The organism is Arthrobacter sp. MMS18-M83, from assembly GCF_026683955.1.
Lineage (GTDB): Bacteria > Actinomycetota > Actinomycetes > Actinomycetales > Micrococcaceae > Arthrobacter.
The window spans coordinates 4,750,162-4,767,546 of sequence record NZ_CP113343.1 but is presented as its reverse complement, the minus strand read 5'-3'; the positions used below and the strand labels follow the sequence as shown (position 1 = coordinate 4,767,546).

Genomic DNA, 17,385 nt, shown 5'->3' with positions numbered 1-17,385 from the left:
TCGCTGGAATCATGAGTAGCCTATCCATGTGGAAGATCTCTTTGGTGCCGGCGCGGACAGCGACGACGACGACGGCAGCCAGGCGGCCGATTCGAACCGTTCCGGCGATGGACGTGCAGGCACAGCGCGTCGAGCGTCGCCGCGGAGTCCTCTGGCCGTCCGCATGCGTCCCCGGACACTGGACGACGTCGTGGGACAGCAGCACTTGCTGGGCCAGGGGTCTCCGTTGCGGCAGCTTGCCGCCGGGGCCGACGCCGCCGGTCCCGCAGGTCCAAGCTCGGTCATCTTGTGGGGACCGCCGGGTACCGGCAAGACGACGCTTGCCCACGTCATCGCCCGCGGACCCGGCAGGAAGTTCGTTGAATTGTCGGCGATCACCGCCGGGGTCAAGGATGTCCGGCTCGTCATGGAGAATGCCCTGACAGCGCGGGATCTTTACCGGACAACAACCGTGCTCTTCCTTGATGAGATCCACCGCTTCAACAAAGCCCAACAGGACGCCCTGCTTCCCGGCGTCGAGAACCGCTGGGTAGTCCTGGTCGCGGCTACAACTGAAAACCCGTCCTTCTCGGTTGTCTCGCCGCTGCTGTCCCGGTCATTGTTGCTCACCCTGAAACCTCTCACGGACGCCGATATCGAAGGTCTCCTGCAGCGGGCAGTTGCCGACGCCCGCGGCCTGGCAGGGAAGGTGGAGCTCAGCCCGGAAGCCCTCGAGCACTTGGTCCGCTTGTCCGGGGGAGACGCGCGCCGCGCGCTGACGGCGCTCGAGGCCGCCGCCGGCGTCGCTTACGGGGACCGGAACAACGACGGCGACGCCTCCGAAGAGGAGGGGCTCGCGGGTGACGGCGCCCCCGAGGCTCCGGTCGTCGTCGAACTCCGCCACACGGAGCGGGCCCTGGACGTGGCCGCCGTCCGGTACGACCGGGCAGGGGACCAGCACTACGACGTCGCCAGTGCGTTCATCAAATCGATCCGCGGCTCGGACGTCGACGCGGCCCTCCACTACCTGGCCCGCATGCTCGAAGCCGGCGAAGACCCTCGCTTCGTGGCCCGCCGGATCGTCATTTCCGCTGCCGAGGACATCGGAATGGCCGATCCCACCGCGCTTCAGACCGCCGTCGCCGCTGCCCAGGCAGTGCAGCTGATCGGCATGCCCGAGGGCCGTATCATCCTCGCCGAAGCCGTGGTGCACCTGGCCACAGCGCCAAAGTCCAATGCCGCCTACATGGGCATCAACAAAGCCATTGCCGATGTACGAGCGGGGATGGGGACCGGAATTCCGGCGCACTTGCGGGACGCCCATTACCAAGGAGCGAAGGGGCTTGGCCACGGCCAGGGCTACACCTACGCCCACGATGCCCCTCATGGCGTGGCCACCCAGCAATACGCCCCGGATGACCTGGTGGGCAAGGACTACTACGAACCCACCGGGAACGGTGCCGAACGGGACATTGCCCCCCGACTCGAGCGGCTCCGCAGGATCATCCGAGGCAAGTAAGCCTCATGGTACGATGGATGCTTGTCTGGCAAGGCACGGACGCACATTCCATCAAAATTCACGTTTTGATGCTGTGCCCTGCGCCCCGTAGCAAAAGGCAGCGGTTGGCCGATGCTCTCCCTCATGGAGGCCAGTAACACTGACACACCGCAGATATTGGAAGGACACAAGTGGCTAACAACACTCGTGCTCGCCGTACCGCACGCCTTTCGCGTGCACTCGGCATCGCTCTGACCCCCAAGGCCGCCAAGTACATGGAGCGCCGCCCGTACGGCCCCGGTGAGCATGGCCGTGCCCGCAAGAAGCAGGACTCCGACTACGCCGTACGTCTGCGCGAAAAGCAGCGTCTGCGCGCCCAGTACGGCATCCGCGAAGCCCAGATGACCCGTGCCTTCGAAGAAGCACGTCGCACCAAGGGCCTGACCGGTGAAAACCTGATCGAACTGCTCGAAATGCGTCTCGACGCCCTCGTGCTGCGTGCCGGCTTCGCCCGCACCATCGCCCAGGCCCGCCAGCTGGTTGTGCACCGCCACATCCTCGTTGACGGTATCCGCGTGGACCGCCCGTCGTTCCGCGTTGCCGAAGGCCAGCTCATCCACGTTCACAGCCGCAGCGAAGTCATGGCTCCGTTCCAGGTTGCAGCTGCCGGCGCACACGTTCTGAACGTCGTTCCGGCTTACCTGGACGTCAAGATTGACGCCCTGCAGGCACGCCTGGTTCGTCGTCCGAAGCGCTCCGAGGTCCCCGTGACCTGCGAAGAGCAGCTCGTCGTCGAATTCTACGCTCGCTAAATTCCAGCAAGCGCATACAAAGAAGCCCGTGGCACGCGCCGCGGGCTTCTTTGTATGTAAGGTACTTGGGGAAGCCAAGCCGGGGACCGTCCGTGCGGAGCCGCACGGCGCGCCCACCGCAACGCAACAAATGCTAGGAGATGAGTGTCCATGACTGGTGGCGATATTGCAGGCCTGATCGCGGCCGGAGTCTTTGCGCTCCTTGTGTTGCTGCTGGCTGTCCCGATCCTCAAACTTGGGCGGGTCTTTGACGAAGTCCGCACCTCCATCCGCTCGCTGAGCGACGGAGCGACGCCCCTGATGGATGAAGTCACTGCAACGGTCTCCACGACCAACCAGCAGCTGAAGAAGGTGGATGGCATCACCTCCAACGTTTCCGATGCCTCAGCCAACATCTCCGCGTTGTCCTCCCTGGTGGCCGCAACTGTCGGTTCACCGCTCATCAAGGTGGCCGCATTCAGCTACGGAGTGCGTACGGCTTTTTCCAACCGCCGCAAATCGAGCAGTGGCCGCCGCAGCCGCTGAACCCGTTCGTAAGTCAGGAACATTGTGAAAAGAATCGTCTGGATGGGGATCGGCGTGGCAATCGGAATCATTGCCTTCCGCAAGATCACCGAAGCGAAGGCCAATATCGGTCCCGACGGCCTGAATCGCGCCGTAGCCCGGCTGGCTGATGGCGTGTATGACTTCGCCGACGCAGTGCGCGCCGGAATGAATGAGCGGGAAGCCGACCTCCGGTCCGCACTCGGCATCAACGAGCCCGACGCCGGCACCCGATAGCCACCGCGGTTCGCCCAAGCGGCCGTCAACAAGGCAGAATTAGAAGCTGCGGCAATGGCAACTGCCAGGGCTGCGCACAAACTCATGTGCAGTGAATTGAGAAGGGTAAGTAATCAGCTAATGAAGTCGCAGGAGATCACCAAACGCTGGGTGGACTTTTTTGTCAGCAAGGGCCATACCGCCGTCCCCTCGGCGTCGCTCGTATCCAGCGACCCTTCCCTGCTCTTCACTGTGGCTGGCATGGTTCCCTTCATTCCTTACCTGACCGCCCGTGAGGAGCCGCCCTTCGACCGCGCCACGAGCGTCCAGAAGTGCATCCGTACCGGCGACATCGAGGAAGTGGGCAAGACCGCCCGCCACGGCACGTTCTTCCAGATGTGCGGAAATTTCTCCTTCGGGGACTACTTCAAGGAAGACGCCATCAAGTTCGCCTTCGAACTGCTCACCAAGAGCGTCGACGACGGCGGCTATGGGCTCGACGTTGAGCGTCTCTGGGTAACCGTCTACGAGGAAGACGACGAAGCCCAGGATCTTTGGCTCAAGAACACCGGCATCCCTGCCTCACGCATCCAGAGGATGGGGAAGGCTGACAACTACTGGTCCACCGGGCAGCCTGGTCCCGCTGGTCCGTGCTCGGAAATCTACTACGACCGCGGCCCGGCCTACGGCGCCGAAGGCGGTCCCATCGCGGACGAAAACCGCTATGTCGAAATCTGGAACCTCGTGTTCATGCAGTACCAGATCGAGAACGTCCGATCGAAGGTGGACTTCGACATCGCTGGGGAGCTGCCCAAGAAGAACATCGACACCGGCCTCGGCATGGAGCGCCTCGCGATGATCCTGCAAGGCGTCGAGAACATGTACGAGACAGACCAGGTCCGTCCGGTCATCGACCGGGCCGCGGCGCTGTCCGGTAAGGAATACACCTCTGCCGAGTCCGCTGACGATCCCCACCACACGGACGATGTCCGGATGCGCGTTGTTGCCGACCACATCCGTTCGGCCCTCATGCTGATCTCCGATGGCGTGTCGCCGTCCAACGAAGGCCGCGGGTACGTCTTGCGTCGGCTCATCCGCCGGGCCGTCCGCGCCATGCGCCTCCTCGGAGTCGAAGAGGCTTGCCTCCCGCAATTGCTTCCGGCATCGCGCGACGCCATGAAGGGGGTCTACCCGGTGGTGGAGACTGACTTCGACCGCATCAGCCGCATCGCCTACGCCGAAGAAAAAGCCTTCCTGCGCACCATCGCCTCCGGAACCGCCCGCCTTGAAGAAGCCGTGGTGCTCTCCAAGGCTGCCGGCAGGCCACTGTCCGGCGAAGATGCCTTCGCCCTGCACGACACCTACGGGTTCCCGATCGATCTCACCCTCGAAATGGCTGAGGAAGCCGGCTTGAAGGTTGACGAAGCCGAATTCCGCAGCCTCATGCTGGAGCAGCGTCAGCGTGCCCAGGCAGATGCCAAGGCCAAGAAGGGTGGACACGCCGATGTCTCGGCCTTCCAGGAGCTCCTGGCCGAGGGCGAGACCGTCTTCACCGGCTACACCGAGCTGGAAGGGGAGGCCCGTGTCCGCGGCATCGTCAGCTCCGGTCGTCGTGTTGCCCACGCTTCCACGGGCGACGAGATCGAACTCGTGCTCAACGAGACGCCGTTCTACGCCGAAGCCGGCGGCCAGTCCGCCGACAAGGGCCTCATCACCGGCGACGGCTTCGTCGTCGAGGTCCTCGACGTCCAGCGCCCCGTGAAGGGCCTCAGCGTCCACAAGGCGATCGTCCGCGAAGGCGAGATCTCCTCGGACGCCTTGGTGCGCGCCGCCGTCGACCGCGAACGTCGCCATGCAGCTGAGCAGGCCCACACGGGCACCCACATCGTCCACGCTGCCCTGCATCAAATCCTCGGCCCGGAAGCCACCCAGCGTGGCTCTTTCAACAAGGCCGGATACCTGCGCTTCGACTTCGCCTGGGGCGAAGGATTGAGCGCCGCCACGAAGTCCGAGATCGAAGAGGTCTCGAACATCGCCATCCGCAACAACTTCCAGGTGGACACGAAGGTCATGGGCCTCGCGGAGGCGAAGGCCCTCGGCGCCATGGCCCTTTTCGGCGAGAACTACGGAAGCGAAGTCCGCGTCGTGGAGATCGACGGCGCGTGGTCCCGTGAGCTTTGCGGTGGCACCCACGTGGCCAACACCTCCCTCATCGGCAGCCTCTCGCTCCTCGGCGAACAGTCCGTCGGTTCGGGAAACCGCCGCGTGGAAGCCTTTGTAGGCCTTGACGCCTTCCGGCACCTCGCGGCCGAGCGTGCCTTGGTCACCGAGCTCACAGAGATGCTCAAGGTCCCTTCGGGCCAGCTGGCAGATCGGATCTCCAGCACCTTGGCCAAACTCAAGTCGACCGAGAAGGAACTGGACCGCCTCCGCAAGGAGCAGCTGACCGCGGCCGCGGCCAATCTCGTTGCCACAGCACAGTACGCCGCAGGCGTCCGGGTTGTAGCGCACGACGCCGGCCAGGTCGGGGGAGCGGACGACCTCCGCAGCCTCGCCATGGATCTGCGCAACCGGCTCGGCTCCGACGCTTCCACCGTGGCTGTGGCAGGTGTCAGCAACGACCGTCCCGTCATCATCGTGGCCACCAACGAGGCCGCCCGTGACGCGGGCGTGAAGGCGGGCGCCCTGGTCCGGGTGGCGGCAGGAATCCTCGGTGGCGGCGGCGGCGGCAAGGACGATGTCGCCCAAGGCGGCGGAACCGACGCTGCGAAGATCGCACCGGCCCTTGCGGCCGTTGTGGACGCGATCGCCAAGCGCTGATCTTGGAGGCCAATGCGAGCAACGACGACTACCCCCGGGGAATCAAGCTGGGGGTAGACGTCGGCACCGTCCGTGTGGGAGTTGCTATCTGCGATCCGGACGGGATCCTGGCCACGCCGTTCAAGACGGTGAGCCGGGACGCCAAGAAGAATTCCGACATCGGTGTGATTGTCCGGCAGGTCGCGGAGCTCGGTGTTGTCCAGATCTTCGTCGGGCTGCCGCGCACGATGAAGGGTGAGGAACACGCGTCCGCGATCATGGCCAACGAATACGCGGAGTTGCTGGCAGCCCACTTGCAGCGCCGTGGACTCGACGTTCCGGTCAACATGGTGGACGAGCGGCTCAGTACCGTGACAGCCCACCGCAATCTCCGTGAAGCTGGCATGAGCAGCAAGGATCATCGTAAAGTAGTGGATCAGGTTGCCGCTGCCGGAATTCTGCAGCACGCGATCGACATGCAAAAAGCCAGAGGTGCCGATGTGGGTAGGCGCGTGCAAGCGCCGGCGCCACCCCAACACATTGACGGTGCCAATGCGCCGCTGCCGGCCTCCGGCATTGATCCACACTCTCCAACGAGGGGAAGACAATTGTGAGCCCGGTCAACAACGACCCCTCCAACGACGCATCAGACGGCCGCACCCGGCCGCTGACTCGTCGTGAAATCCGTGCCAGGGAACGCTTCCTGGAGACTCAGAACCAGGAGGTGTTGCCACCGCCTGTGCCTGTCCACTTTGAACCCGTCGCCGTACCGAAGCCGCAGCCCGCGTATGTTCCGCACTACGCGGCGGCCCCTGAAACGCCGTCCCACGCCCCGGAACTCCACAATGACGGCATTCGCGGCGAAGCCGGGCCGTCCGGGGACTTTCCTCCGCAGTCCGATGTGGTCCAACCGGAGGAAAACGTGCAACAACACGAGGCTTCACCTGAAGACGCACTGCTCCACGACGCCGTCCACCAAGACGCCGTGCTCCCTGACATCGCTCACCAGGACACCGCGCACCTTGACACTGTGCACCCAGACACTGCGCACCCTGACGCCGCGCTTCCCCACGATGCCGGGAACCACGACGCCGTTCCGATCTACGACGCCGCATACGGCGACGAGTTCCACGAAGTGCATGCACATGACGAAGGTTATGAGCACCACGATCCCCACTTCGACTACGAAGTCCATGACGAGCACGATGCACATGAACTCATCCCGGCTGCGGCTGCGGTGGCAAAGGTTCCGTCGAAGAAAGTCCGGCGCCGTCGTCGCGTCCTTGCACTTCTGCTGACCCTCACGGTGTTCGTCGCCGCTGTTGCGGTCGGGGCCCAGTTCCTGAAGCCGTTGCTCGGCATGGACAAGGTCAGTGACTACCCCGGTCCGGGCACAGGTTCCGTCACGGTCACGGTTGCCCCGGGATCCGGACCCAAACTGGTCGCCACCAACCTCCAGAACCAGCACGTCATTGCCAACGCGGACACGTTCCTGGCCGCATTCACGGCGGCCGGGGGTGAACTCTCACCGGGCGATTTCACGTTCCGCACCGAAATGAAGAACTCCGATGCAGTGAATGTCCTCCTCAACAAGGACGCCTCCAAGGTGATGTACTTCGCGCTCAGTGCGGGGCTTCGAATCGGGGAGTCGCTCGATGCGATCGCCAAGGGGTCAGGTATCCCTGTGTCCGAGTTGAAGGCCCTCAGTGACTCGCCGGCCCAGTTTGGCGTCCCGGCCCCCGCAAAGAACCTGGAAGGCTTCCTGGCGCCGGGGGAGTACCGGTTCCCGCTTGGGACGCCGGCGAAGGACATTCTCCAGAAGCTTGTCACTGGGACCACCGATGAGCTCAAGGCGCAGGGCGTCACGGATCCGACCAAGCAGTACCAGGCCGTCACTGTCGCCAGCATTGTGCAGGCTGAAGGTGGCCAGGCTGACTACGGCAACGTAGCGGGCGCCATCTACAACAGGCTCAAGCCTGGCAATACGGAGACGAATGGGCTCATCCAATCGGACGCGACTGTCACTTACGGCCTCGGTACCAAGACCTTCCACTTGACCGACGCCCAGAAGGCTGACAAGAGCAATCCGTACAACACCTATGCCAACGTGGGCCTGCCGGTTGGCCCGATCGGCTCGCCCGGCAAGACGGCGATCGACGCTGCTGCGAAGCCAACAGCCAATAATTACCTCTATTGGGTGACCATCAACCTGGATACCAAGGAGACGAAGTTCTCCAGCACGTTGGCGGAACACAGCAAGTACGTTGAGCAGTACAACGCATGGTGTGCAGCCAACGCGGGACGGTGCGTGTGAGTAGACGTGCTGCCGTCCTGGGGCACCCCATCAGTCACTCGAAGTCACCAGCACTCCACCGCGCGGCCTACGCGAAGCTTGGGCTCGACATCGACTACTCAGCCATCGACGTGACCGTTGAGCGGTTGCCGGCCTTCATGGCGGCCCTTGAAGCCAGGGACAATTGGTGCGGCCTGTCCGTCACCATGCCCCTCAAGACCGCCATGGTGGACGAAGTCGACGAGGTCCGTGGGGCCGGCGCCCGCCTGGGCGTCATCAACACTGTCGCGTTTGAAGCCACTGAGCACGGTGTGCGGCGGATTGGCCACAACACGGATGTGGCCGGCATCGTTGACGCCGTCAAGAATGCCGGGGTCAAGGAGCGGCCGAATTCCGCGATTCTTGGCGGTGGCGGAACGTCCGCGGCGGCCATCGCGGCGGTCAACGAGCTGGGTTCAAAACACGTTGACGTCTACGTGCGCGACGCCGGACGGGCAGCTGAAGCGAAAGCCGCCGCTGCCGCCGTCGGACTCGCCGTTCAACTCCTGCCGATGGCCGAGGCGGCTGAAGGCCTGGCTGGAGCCGATCTGGTGATTTCCACCCTTCCGCCGCGGGCGGCGGACAGCATTGCCACGCAGCTTGACGGACTCCCCGACAAGCTTGCTGACGGCGTCTCGGGTGTCTTGCTGGATGTAGCCTACGATCCATGGCCCAGCCGGATCGCCGAAGTATGGCATTCACGCGGTGGCGTGGTGGTACCCGGGCTGGAAATGCTGCTCTACCAAGCCGTAGAGCAAATCCGTTTGTTTTCCGGCGCTGACGTCACCGCCGATGTCATAGATGTGATGTGCGACTCAGTCGGGCTACCCCGGCGGGTCTACTAGGGGCCTTACATGGCAGGATTGGTTATATGTTGCGTTGGTTGACTGCCGGTGAATCCCATGGCCCGGCATTGCTCGGAATTGTTGAAGGCGTCCCCGCCGGTGTGGAACTCACCAGCGAGGAAATCCGCGACGCCTTGGCGCGCCGCCGCCTCGGCTATGGTCGAGGAGCCCGGATGAAGTTCGAGCAGGACGAAGTGAACATCCTCGGCGGCGTCAGGCACGGCGTCACGCAGGGCGGACCCGTCGCCATCCAGATCGGCAATACCGAATGGCCCAAATGGGAGCAGATCATGTCTGCGGACCCGGTGGATCCCGCCCTTCTTGCCGACCAGGCCCGCAACGCACCCCTGACCCGTCCCCGTCCCGGCCACGCAGACTTCACGGGCATGCAGAAGTACGGTTTCCCCGAAGCGCGCCCTGTTCTTGAGCGCGCCAGCGCCCGGGAAACCGCCACCCGTGTTGCCCTTGGCACAGTCGCTTCCCAATTCCTGAAGCAGCTCGGCATCGAACTCGTCAGCCACACGGTTTCCATCGCGAGCGTCACTGTTCCGGAGGGTCGGCCGCTGCCTGTGCCGTCCGATGTCCTGGCCCTCGACGCCGACCCCTTGCGTTGCTTCGACCGTGAGACCTCGGACGCCATGGTGGCCGAGGTCGACGCAGCGCACAAGGAAGGCGAGACTCTCGGCGGTGTTGTCGAGGTGCTGGCCTACGGCCTTCCACCGGGGCTCGGCAGCTACGTGCATTGGGACCGTCGCCTCGACTCCCGCCTGGCTGCGGCCCTGATGGGCATCCAGGCCATCAAGGGCGTTGAAGTCGGAGATGGCTTTCTCACGGCTGCCCGCCGGGGATCCGCTGCGCATGACGAAATCGTCAAGGACGAGGCCGGCCGCATCGTGCGGAAGACCAACCGGGCAGGTGGCATTGAAGGCGGCATGAGCATCGGCGAAGTCCTGCGGGTCCGCGCCGCCATGAAGCCCATCGCTACCGTCCCCCGCGCACTGAAGACCATTGACGTGAGCACCGGCGAAGCCGCCAAGGCCCACCACCAGCGCTCCGATGTCTGTGCCGTTCCGGCCGCGGGTGTCGTCGCCGAGGCCATGGTCGCCCTAGTTCTGGCCGAAGCTGTTGCTGAGAAGTTCGGCGGTGACTCCGTCGCTGAAACCGCACGAAACCTTCGGGGTTACCTGGACAGCATTCCGGCAAACCTGGACTCGGTCGGCCACTAGTGGTCCGCGGTACCTCGGGCGCCGGTCACGGGCCTGCGATTGCTTTAGTGGGACCGATGGCCGTCGGTAAGTCAGTCATTGGCCACCAGCTCGCCCAGCAATTGGGCGTGCCGTTTGTGGACACGGACGTCGTCATTGTTGAGCACCACGGGACCATCGCGGATATTTTCGCTGGTCGCGGAGAGCATGCCTTCCGGGAGATCGAGGCCAGGACTGTCGCGCGTGCTATCGAAGCCGCGAACCTCAGCGGCGGGATTGTTTCACTTGGAGGCGGCGCGGTGCTGGATTCCGGCACCCAACAGCTCCTGGGCGATTGCACTGTGGTCTATCTCGAATGCGATGCGGAGACGGTCGCCGAACGCATCGCCCGCAACACCGGCAGGCCGCTCCTGGCGGGAGACGCCATGGCGCGTTGGGAAGCCCTGTTTGCTGCCAGGCGTCCCGTCTATGAACGCTTGGCAGATGTCACCGTCGATGTACGGTCCGGAACCGTGGCGGAAATCGCCCTCCACGTGGAGGAAAGACTGCGTGAATACGCGGCCTTGAAAGAGGAAGTGCAAAAGTGAGCAACGAAGCAACTGTCATCAAGGTCACCGGCCAGTCCGCGAACGAAAACTACGACGTCGTCGTCGGACGCGGCCTCTTGGAGACCCTTCCCGCGAAACTGGGGGAGCGGGTCAAGCGTGTGCTTGTGGTTCACCCGCGCGCCCTGCGGCTTACGGGCGACACGGTGCGCGCGGAGCTCGAAGCGGCGGGATTCACCGCCGTCACGGCTGAGATCCCCGACGCTGAAGAGGGCAAGCACATCCAAGTTGCGGCCTTCTGCTGGCAGGTGCTTGGCCAGAACGACTTCACCCGCTCCGACGCGATCGTTGCGGTGGGCGGCGGCGCTGTCACCGACCTCGCCGGATTTGTCGCGGCAACCTGGTTGCGCGGCGTCAAGGTCATCCACATGCCCACGAGCCTCCTCGGCATGGTGGACGCGTCCGTGGGTGGCAAGACCGGCATCAACACGGCGGAGGGCAAGAACCTGGTGGGGTCCTTCCACCCGCCCGCTGCCGTCCTGGCTGACCTGGACACGCTCCAGACGCTGCCGAAGAACGAGCTGATTTCCGGAATGGCCGAAGTCATCAAGTGCGGCTTCATCGCAGATCCCGCCATCCTGGACCTCGTGGAAAACAAGCCTGAGGAAGTCACAGACCCGGGCTCGGCGGTGCTCCGCGAGCTCATCGAGCGTGCCATCGCGGTCAAAGCGAAAGTGGTTTCCGAAGACCTGAAGGAATCCGGCCTGCGCGAGATCCTCAACTACGGCCACACCCTGGGCCACGCGATCGAACTCGTGGAACGCTACTCGTGGCGTCATGGCGCGGCAGTTTCGGTCGGCATGATGTTCGCCGCCGAGCTCGCCCGCAGCGTCGGGCGGTTATCCGACGTCGACGCCGACCGGCACCGCACGATCCTTGAGGGGCTCGGGCTGCCGGTCACCTACCGCCGGGACCGCTGGCAGGGCCTGCTTGATGGCATGCGCCGCGACAAGAAGTCCCGCGGCGACCTCTTGCGATTTGTGGTGCTCGACGGCGTCGCGAAGCCCGGAATCCTCGACGTCCCCGACACCTCGCTGCTTTTCGCCGCCTACCAGGAGATTGCATCATGACGACTGAAACTTTCAGCAGCGTCAGTGATTGGCCCACCGGCGGATTCCCTGGGGTGCGCACCAACCCGGACACGCTCCTGCCGCATATTGTCAACGAGGAAGCCATGCAGTCTGCGTTGGCTGAGTCCACCGATCCCGCCGACCGCATCATGGCGCTCATGCTCGAAGGCCACCCCGGCGAAGCAGCCGAGCTGCTGGCCGAGGCCCGCTACAAGGATCCCGAGTCCTTCAAACTCAGGATCTTCGAGGCTGAACTGCACCGTGCCACCAACCGCTTCGACCGCGCCGTGGAGCTCTTCCGCCAATTGCTCGGAGAAGTCCAGGGAACAACCAAGGAACCGATCGTCCACCAATATTTGGGGCGCGCCCATTTTGTGGCCGGAAATCCCGTTGCCGCAGCGGAATCGTTCACCAAGGCCCTGGACCTGCGGGTTGCCCTGGCAGCCGATGCTTCCCTGATTTACTCCTCCGCTGTCGCGTTGCAACGTGCCCGTAACGTCCTCGAGCTTGCCTCCTGAACGGGGGGACCTCCAGGGCCCGTTCGCCTGTTGAACAGCGGGCGCGGCGGGCGCGGCGCAATTTGCCGGTAGAATGGTCTTTGGATTTTTGATAAATACGCGCTGGCGGCCGTCAAGGCATGCCTGCTTGGCATAGTCGGCTGGAAGCCAGAAGGCGTAGCTAGAACCAGTGAGAGAAACCAGAGGATACTAGTGGCAACCACAAATGACATCAAGAACGGTACCGTGCTGAAGCTCGAGGGACAGCTCTGGAACATCATTGAGTTCCAGCACGTCAAGCCGGGCAAGGGCGGCGCGTTCGTGCGCACCAAGATGCGCAACGTCATGTCTGGCAAGGTGGTGGACAAGACCTTCAACGCCGGCCTCAAGATCGAAACCGCCACCGTTGACCGCCGCGACTACCAGTACCTGTACCAGGACGGCGCGGACTTCGTGTTCATGGACACCCAGGACTTCGACCAGATCACGGTTTCCGGTGCCACGGTAGGCGACGCCACCAACTTCATGCTGGAAAACCAGATGGTCAACATCGCCATCCACGAGGGCACCCCGCTCTACATCGAGCTTCCCCCGAGCGTAGTCCTCGAAATCACCTACACCGAGCCGGGCCTCCAGGGCGACCGCTCCTCCGCTGGAACCAAGCCAGCCACCCTTGAAACCGGCTATGAGATCCAGGTGCCCCTCTTCGTTGAGAACAACACCAAGGTCAAGGTCGACACCCGCGACGGCAGCTACCTGGGCCGGGTCAGCGACTAGTGAGTGCCCGTGGTAAGGCCCGTAACAGGGCCCTCGAAGTACTGTTCGAGGCGGAGCAGCGTTCCGCCTCCGCATTCGAGGTCTTGAAGGCCCGCCGGGAAATGACCGACCTCGTAGTCAACCCGTACACGACCGACATCGTGGAGGGCGTGGTTGCCATGCAGCCGACCATCGACGAATTCCTTCAGACCTACGCCCAGGGCTGGACCCTTGAGCGCATGCCGGCGGTTGACCGTATCATTCTGCGTATCGGCGCCTGGGAACTCCTCTACAACGACGACGTGCCGGACGGCGTGGCGGTCAGCGAGGCAGTGGCGCTGGCCAAGGTCATGTCCACCGATGAATCGCCTGCGTTCATCAACGGTCTCCTCGGACGTCTGCAGAAGCTCAAGCCTTCCCTGCTCGCCTAGGCAGGGGCAGTAGTAATCGCCAAAACCCCGGCTGGGATTCCAGCCGGGGTTTTGTGTTGCCGGGCCAAGGAGATCCACCGCGCTCCGGATCCTCAGTACTGGTCGACTTTGGGCTGCTCACTTGTTGTCCCCGACTTACCGAGCGTGTCGTTGTAGATCTTCTTCCAGATGGCGCCACCATCAGTAAGCATATTTCCGATGAATGTCCGCAGGGCCTTGTCGCCCTTCGGAATGCCCACGCCGTACTTTTCGGTAGTGAACGGCTGACCGACCACCTTCAGATGGTCCGGGTCCTGGGCGGTGTAGCCCATCAGGACTGCTTGATCGGTAGTAACTGCGTCCACCTGCCCGGCCTTGAGCGACTCGACGCATTTGGCGTAGGTGTCAAGCTCAGTTGTTTGGGCGGCTGGGAAGTTGGCCTGGATGTACTTTATCGAGTCCACCCCGGTGGCGGAGCAAACGTTCTTTCCCGCAAGGTCCTTTTCGCTGCCTATGGATGCGTTGTCTTTCCTCACCATCAGGCCCTGGCCCGTGACCAGGTAGGGGCCGGCGAAGTCGATCGTTTTCTTGCGGTGGTCTGTGATCGGGTAACTACCCACATAGTAGTCAATGGCTCCGGTGGTGATAGCGGATTCACGCGTACCCGAGAGAATCGGCGTGAACTCGATCTTGTCCTTGTCGTAACCCAGCGATGCTGCGATCCACGTGGCGATCTGAATGTCGAAACCACTGTATTCAGCGGTCGTTGCGTCTTTGAAGCCCAGGCCCGGCTGATCCTGCTTGACGCCGATTCGGACTTTTCCGGAGGATCTGATCTTGTCAAATGTCGGGCTGCCAGTCAGGGCAACATCTTTCGCGACGGTGATCGCCGTGGGTGCACGGCTTGCGGGCGCTGTGCTCGTCGCGGGTCCAGTACTGCCGCAAGCGCTGAGGGCCAGGGCCGACGCGGCGCAGATCCCAGCCACTCTCAACCGCGTGCGTGCAAAGATCGCCATCATGATGCTCCTTTTATCATGCGCCGCATTGGCGAGGCCCTCGCGTTGACGGTGGCGAAACTCGACTTCAGCCAAGTCATTCCCAGACGCATCCCTTCGATGCTTTGCCGACCTCAACGGCCCCCATTCTGTGAGAATACGGCCGCTGAACCTCTTCTAGCTTGAGTGCCAGCCACTCGTTTGAGGGCCGCTCCGGTCCCCTCCAATCGGGTAACCACTTGGAAGGATTCGGGTCAGGCCGCCTAGCCGTCATCGATCTAACGGGTATCTCGGGTATAGCCGGATTCGCACACCGCGCATATCATCAGGGGATGCGAGCCAAGAGCAGGCACCATCTTGCGGTCGTTGGTCTTCTCACGCTGGTGCTGACGACCGGATGCCAGCCCCAAGGTCCCTCAGCCGGCCCCTCGGGTTCGGACTCAGCCTCGCCGTCAGTTCCCGACGTCGGTCGATCAGTCTCGCCGACAGTCCCCGACGTCAGTCGATCAGTCTCGCCGTCAGCGCCAGCTACCTCGCAATCGAACGGCACCGTCGCTGCCGGCGCAGGCGGTTTCGATCACGTTGTCATAATTGTTGAGGAGAACAAACCCGCCTCGGACATCCTCGGCAAGGCTGCCGCTCCCTACATCAACAAGCTTGCCGCCGAATCGGCCCTGGCCAACAACTATCAGGCCCTCGCCCATCCGAGCCTGCCCAATTACCTTGCCCTCACGAGCGGCACCACCGCCGGGATAGCGGACGACTGCAGTCCGGGTGGTAACTGCACGGCGGCCGTCCCGAGCATCGCTGACCGGATTGAGCAATCGGGCCGGAGCTGGAAAATGTACGCCGAGGGCATGCCGGCCCCTTGTGCGGCCAGTAACTCGGGCAAATACGCAGTGCGGCACAATCCTTTCATGTACTACCCGGGCGTCACCGGCGACAGGAACAATTGCGCGGCGCACGTGGTCCCGTTCACGCGGTTCACCGCGGATCTGGCCTCCGCTTCCACCCTTCCGAACTATGTGTTCATCAGTCCGAACCTATGCAATGACATGCACGACTGCCCGGTGGAGACCGGCGATGCTTGGCTTGCACAGCAGGTTCCCCTGATCCTTGCTTCACCCGCGTTCGTGACGCAGAAGTCCCTCCTGGTGATCACGTGGGATGAAGGCAGCGACGAAAGCAATGCAGTAGGGGCGATTTTCGCCGGACCGGCCGCAAAGAAGGGCTACCAGTCGGGGGCCCCGTATGGCCACTACTCCCTCTTGCACACGATCGAAGCTTCCTGGGGACTCGCGCCGTTGACCAACAACGACAAGGGCGCACCTGTCATGGACGATCTATTGAACTGATGCGGTGTCATGAACGAGGCCGGGAATTGTGGCCGGCAGGAGGGTAAGGGAGTTCAAGGGAGAAGGCACGCCCAGCGCACGGTAGTCCCAGCCTGCCGCCCGGTAGGCGCTTGGGTCAAGGACGTGCCTTCCATCGACGATATTTCGCCGAGCGACGAGTTGGCCGAGCCTGACGGGGTCGGCTTCCCGGAAGATCGCCCATTCGGTGAGGAGCGCCACGACCTCCGCGCCGGTCACCGCTTCTTCGAGGCTGGCTGCGTAGCTTAGTTCGGGGTACTTCCTCCGGGCGTTGTCCATTGCCTGGGGGTCGAAGACAGTGACCTGGGCGCCGGCTGCGTAGAGCATCCGTGCGACGTCCAGGGCAGGGGCGTCCCGGATGTCGTCGGAGTCCGGTTTGAACGCCGCGCCGAGCACGGTGACTTTGACGTCGTCGAGGTTTCCGTAGGCGAGATCGGATATGAGGTCGACGGTCCGCTGCCTGCGGCGTCGATTGATGTGGTCGACTTCGTTCAAGAAGCTCACGGCCTGTCCGACGCCCAATTCACGCGCCCGGTAGGCGAACGCTCTGATGTCCTTGGGCAGGCACCCTCCGCCGAAACCCAATCCGGGCTTCAGGAACTGCCCGCCGATCCGGGTGTCGTAGGCGAGCGCTTCCGCCAGGTGATTGACGTCGGCGCCGGTGGCCTCGCAGATTTCCGCCATTGCGTTGATGTAGGAGATTTTTGTGGCGAGGAACGAGTTCGCTGCGGCTTTGACGAGTTCGGCGGTTGCCAGGTCGGTGGCAACCACGGGAGTGCCGGTTTCAATCAGGGGAAGGTAGCAATTGGACAGCTGCGCGAGGGCCCACTCACTGGCAGTTCCGAAGACAAGGCGGTTGGGTCTGAGCGTGTCTTCGACGGCGTGCCCCTCCCGGAGGAATTCCGGGTTCCAAGCAAGTTCCACTGCGTTGCCTCCGGGCGACAACGAACGTACCAAGGACGCCAGCCGTGCCGCCGTCCCGATGGGCACCGTGGACTTCCCGACGATCAGGCACCTGCGGCCCAGATGTTGGGTAAGCCGGCGAACAGCGGCATGCACGAAGTGCAGATCAGCGGCGTCTGAGTCGGGCGCCTGTGGCGTGCCGACACAGATGAAATGAAGGTCCGCTGGCCCCGCGGCAGAGAAATCGGTGGTGAACTTCAGCCGTCCGGTTGCCAGGGCCTGGCAGAGGAGGTCGCGCAGCCCGGGTTCGAAGAACGGGAGCTGCCCTCGCGAGAGGGCGTCGATCTTGCTCTCGTCCACGTCTATTCCGATGACGTCATGGCCCAAGATGGCCATGCAGACTGCATGGGTTGCACCCAGATAGCCGGTGCCTATGACGGACACGGTAAGGTTCGAGGCCCGCGTCGGCGGCACGAGAACGCCAGCCTTCGGTTGGGTGCCGATGGTTTCCATAAGTCTCTCCTTCGTGTCTGTGGCTTGACCTCTG

Annotated in this window: 17 protein-coding genes; 15 read left to right on the top strand and 2 right to left on the bottom strand. The window is 63.4% G+C overall.

Features of this window, described 5'->3' with window-relative positions; translation table 11 throughout:
- The first annotated feature begins 28 nt into the window (after nucleotides 1–28).
- From OW521_RS22475 to nusB, 14 genes are all read left to right on the top strand, one after another.
- A complete protein-coding gene (locus OW521_RS22475; protein WP_268021674.1) occupies nucleotides 29–1,498 on the top strand; it encodes a replication-associated recombination protein A in 1,470 nt (489 codons plus the stop codon).
- Between the two features lie 170 nt (nucleotides 1,499–1,668).
- Nucleotides 1,669–2,289 carry a 30S ribosomal protein S4 gene (rpsD, locus tag OW521_RS22470; protein ID WP_028267147.1) on the top strand — a complete coding sequence of 207 codons (621 nt, stop codon included), beginning with the start codon at nucleotides 1,669–1,671 and terminating at the stop codon, nucleotides 2,287–2,289.
- Nucleotides 2,290–2,439: 150 nt separating this feature from the next.
- Nucleotides 2,440–2,814: a DUF948 domain-containing protein gene (locus tag OW521_RS22465; protein ID WP_265981145.1), complete on the top strand. Its 375-nt coding sequence runs from the start codon at nucleotides 2,440–2,442 to the stop codon at nucleotides 2,812–2,814.
- Nucleotides 2,815–2,856: 42 nt separating this feature from the next.
- Nucleotides 2,857–3,069 carry a hypothetical protein gene (locus OW521_RS22460; RefSeq protein ID WP_268026060.1) on the top strand — a complete coding sequence of 71 codons (213 nt, stop codon included), beginning with the start codon at nucleotides 2,857–2,859 and terminating at the stop codon, nucleotides 3,067–3,069.
- A gap of 120 nt (nucleotides 3,070–3,189) precedes the next feature.
- On the top strand, nucleotides 3,190–5,868 hold the full coding sequence (alaS, locus tag OW521_RS22455) for an alanine--tRNA ligase (RefSeq protein ID WP_268021673.1): 2,679 nt from the start codon (nucleotides 3,190–3,192) through the stop codon (nucleotides 5,866–5,868).
- Between the two features lie 2 nt (nucleotides 5,869–5,870).
- Complete coding sequence (ruvX, locus tag OW521_RS22450; RefSeq protein WP_268021672.1) at nucleotides 5,871–6,461, top strand: Holliday junction resolvase RuvX; 591 nt, start codon at nucleotides 5,871–5,873, stop codon at nucleotides 6,459–6,461.
- Nucleotides 6,458–8,161 carry an endolytic transglycosylase MltG gene (gene mltG, locus OW521_RS22445; RefSeq protein WP_268021671.1) on the top strand — a complete coding sequence of 568 codons (1,704 nt, stop codon included), beginning with the start codon at nucleotides 6,458–6,460 and terminating at the stop codon, nucleotides 8,159–8,161. The genes ruvX and mltG overlap by 4 nt, the downstream gene beginning before the upstream one ends.
- The gene (locus tag OW521_RS22440; protein ID WP_268021670.1) at nucleotides 8,158–9,024 is read left to right on the top strand and encodes a shikimate dehydrogenase; all 867 of its coding nucleotides are present in this window, start codon (nucleotides 8,158–8,160) and stop codon (nucleotides 9,022–9,024) included. Before mltG ends, OW521_RS22440 begins: the two co-directional genes overlap by 4 nt.
- Before the next feature lie 26 nt (nucleotides 9,025–9,050).
- Entirely contained in the window at nucleotides 9,051–10,250 is a 1,200-nt protein-coding gene (gene aroC / locus OW521_RS22435) for a chorismate synthase (RefSeq protein WP_268021669.1), read from the top strand.
- Between the two features lie 56 nt (nucleotides 10,251–10,306).
- Nucleotides 10,307–10,816 carry a shikimate kinase gene (locus tag OW521_RS22430; protein WP_268021668.1) on the top strand — a complete coding sequence of 170 codons (510 nt, stop codon included), beginning with the start codon at nucleotides 10,307–10,309 and terminating at the stop codon, nucleotides 10,814–10,816.
- Nucleotides 10,813–11,904, top strand: a complete 1,092-nt coding sequence (aroB, locus tag OW521_RS22425) for a 3-dehydroquinate synthase (protein WP_268021667.1) — start codon at nucleotides 10,813–10,815, stop codon at nucleotides 11,902–11,904. The genes OW521_RS22430 and aroB overlap by 4 nt, the downstream gene beginning before the upstream one ends.
- Nucleotides 11,901–12,422, top strand: a complete 522-nt coding sequence (locus tag OW521_RS22420; protein ID WP_268021666.1) for a tetratricopeptide repeat protein — start codon at nucleotides 11,901–11,903, stop codon at nucleotides 12,420–12,422. Before aroB ends, OW521_RS22420 begins: the two co-directional genes overlap by 4 nt.
- Before the next feature lie 192 nt (nucleotides 12,423–12,614).
- Entirely contained in the window at nucleotides 12,615–13,178 is a 564-nt protein-coding gene (gene efp / locus OW521_RS22415) for an elongation factor P (RefSeq protein WP_078108994.1), read from the top strand.
- On the top strand, nucleotides 13,178–13,588 hold the full coding sequence (gene nusB, locus OW521_RS22410; protein ID WP_184735037.1) for a transcription antitermination factor NusB: 411 nt from the start codon (nucleotides 13,178–13,180) through the stop codon (nucleotides 13,586–13,588). The genes efp and nusB overlap by 1 nt, the downstream gene beginning before the upstream one ends.
- 92 nt (nucleotides 13,589–13,680) lie before the next feature.
- Here nusB and OW521_RS22405 read toward each other — a convergent pair whose 3' ends face one another.
- Nucleotides 13,681–14,586: a glutamate ABC transporter substrate-binding protein gene (locus OW521_RS22405; RefSeq protein ID WP_268021665.1), complete on the bottom strand. Its 906-nt coding sequence runs from the start codon at nucleotides 14,584–14,586 to the stop codon at nucleotides 13,681–13,683.
- Nucleotides 14,587–14,894: 308 nt separating this feature from the next.
- Here OW521_RS22405 and OW521_RS22400 point away from each other — a divergent pair, with 308 nt between their 5' ends.
- Complete coding sequence (locus tag OW521_RS22400) at nucleotides 14,895–15,917, top strand: alkaline phosphatase family protein (RefSeq protein WP_268021664.1); 1,023 nt, start codon at nucleotides 14,895–14,897, stop codon at nucleotides 15,915–15,917.
- On the opposite strand, the gene OW521_RS22395 is transcribed toward OW521_RS22400, so the two are convergent.
- The gene (locus tag OW521_RS22395; protein WP_442781190.1) at nucleotides 15,906–17,351 is read right to left on the bottom strand and encodes a UDP-glucose dehydrogenase family protein; all 1,446 of its coding nucleotides are present in this window, start codon (nucleotides 17,349–17,351) and stop codon (nucleotides 15,906–15,908) included. The genes OW521_RS22400 and OW521_RS22395 overlap by 12 nt on opposite strands.
- Nucleotides 17,352–17,385: the final 34 nt, after the last annotated feature.

Excerpts from the sequence above, each read along its gene's own strand:
- OW521_RS22420 (WP_268021666.1), top strand. The coding sequence starts at position 11,901 with ATGACGACTGAAACTTTCAGCAGCGTCAGTGATTGGCCCACCGGCGGA.
- aroC (WP_268021669.1), top strand. The coding sequence starts at position 9,051 with ATGTTGCGTTGGTTGACTGCCGGTGAATCCCATGGCCCGGCATTGCTC.
- OW521_RS22395 (WP_442781190.1), bottom strand. The coding sequence starts at position 17,351 with ATGGAAACCATCGGCACCCAACCGAAGGCTGGCGTTCTCGTGCCGCCG.
- OW521_RS22405 (WP_268021665.1), bottom strand. The coding sequence starts at position 14,586 with ATGATGGCGATCTTTGCACGCACGCGGTTGAGAGTGGCTGGGATCTGC.
- alaS (WP_268021673.1), top strand. The coding sequence starts at position 3,190 with ATGAAGTCGCAGGAGATCACCAAACGCTGGGTGGACTTTTTTGTCAGC.
- OW521_RS22430 (WP_268021668.1), top strand. The coding sequence starts at position 10,307 with ATGGCCGTCGGTAAGTCAGTCATTGGCCACCAGCTCGCCCAGCAATTG.
- OW521_RS22465 (WP_265981145.1), top strand. The coding sequence starts at position 2,440 with ATGACTGGTGGCGATATTGCAGGCCTGATCGCGGCCGGAGTCTTTGCG.
- OW521_RS22400 (WP_268021664.1), top strand. The coding sequence starts at position 14,895 with ATGCGAGCCAAGAGCAGGCACCATCTTGCGGTCGTTGGTCTTCTCACG.
- OW521_RS22460 (WP_268026060.1), top strand. The coding sequence starts at position 2,857 with ATGGGGATCGGCGTGGCAATCGGAATCATTGCCTTCCGCAAGATCACC.